A 1,368-nucleotide genomic window follows, 5' to 3' on the forward strand; every position below is an offset into this window, starting at 1 on the left:
CCACCCAACATGTTGTTTCATTGAGGTTCTCACACCAGAAAGGACATCAGCATGCTGAGCAGAGAGGACTTTTACATGATAAAGCAAATGCGCCAGCAGGGTGCGTATATTGTCGATATTGCCACTCAGGTTGGTTGCTCTGAGCGGACTGTCAGACGCTACCTGAAATACCCGGAACCTCCGGCCAGAAAAACACGCCACAGAATGGCCAAACTCAGGCCGTTCATGGACTATATCGACATGCGTCTGGCAGAGAACCTCTGGAACGGCGAGGTCATCCTCGCGGAAATTAAGGCGATGGGTTATACCGGCGGACGCTCCATGTTGCGTTACTACATCCAGCCCAAACGTAAGATGCGGCCATCGAAGAAAACGGTTCGCTTCGAAACTCAGCCCGGTTCGGTTACCAGCTTCAGCATGACTGGGGGGAAGTTGAGGCTGAGGTTGCCGGGCAACGATGCAGGGTTAACTTCGCGGTTAACACGCTGGGGTTCTCACGTCGCTTCCATGTCTTCGCGGCACCAAAACAGGATGCTGAACATACCTATGAGTCACTGGTTCGCGCCTTCCGTTACTTCGGCGGCAGCGTGAAAACCGTGCTGGTCGATAACCAGAAAGCCGCAGTGCTGAAAAATAACAACGGGAAGGTGGTGTTCAACTCCGGGTTCCTGCTGCTGGCTGATCACTATGGCTTCCTGCCACGGGCCTGCCGCCCGCGAAGGGCCAGAACCAAAGGTAAGGTGGAGCGGGTGGTTAAATACCTCAAGGAGAACTTCTTCGTCCGGTACCGCCGGTTCGACAGCTTAGCCCATGTTAATCAGTTACTGGAGCAGTGGATGGCTGACGTTGCCGACGGGAGGGAACTTCGCCAGTTCAGGCAGACACCGGAACAGCGCTTCACGCAGGAACAGGTGCATCTGCAGCCGTTACCGGATACTGACTTTGATACCAGTTACTTCGATATCCGGCATGTCTCCTGGGATGGCTATATAGAGGTTGGTGGGAACCGTTACAGCGTGCCGGAAAGCCTGTGTGGCCACCCGGTCTCAATACGGATCTCGCTGGATGATGAACTTAGGATCTACTGTAATGAGCAGCAGGTGGCATCGCACAGGCTCTGTTCGGCTGCATCCGGCTGGCAGACCGTGCCGGAGCATTACGCCCCGCTCTGGCAGCAGGTCAGTCAGGTGGAACATCGTCCGCTGAGCGCGTATGAGGTGCTGTTGTGATGCATGAACTGGAGATACTGCTGGGTCATCTGAAAATGGAACATCTGGGCTACCACGTCGAAAGCCTGCTGGAGCAGGCGGCCAAAAAAGAGCTGAACTACCGCGAGTTCCTGTGCATGGTGCTGTAACAGGAATGGAA

At 54.9% G+C, this 1,368-nt stretch carries 2 pseudogenes; both read left to right on the forward strand.

Going from position 1 to position 1,368, the window contains the following annotated elements:
• The first annotated feature begins 51 nt into the window (after positions 1-51).
• Positions 52-1,229: pseudogene (gene istA, locus QZ506_RS13825) on the forward strand (IS21 family transposase).
• A pseudogene (locus QZ506_RS13830) lies at positions 1,229-1,354 on the forward strand (AAA family ATPase); the annotation flags it as partial. The pseudogenes istA and QZ506_RS13830, both read left to right, overlap by 1 nt.
• Positions 1,355-1,368 lie beyond the last annotated feature (14 nt).

The sequence above is a fragment of the Candidatus Symbiopectobacterium sp. genome, from assembly GCF_020054415.1.
Classification (GTDB): Bacteria; Pseudomonadota; Gammaproteobacteria; order Enterobacterales; family Enterobacteriaceae; genus Symbiopectobacterium.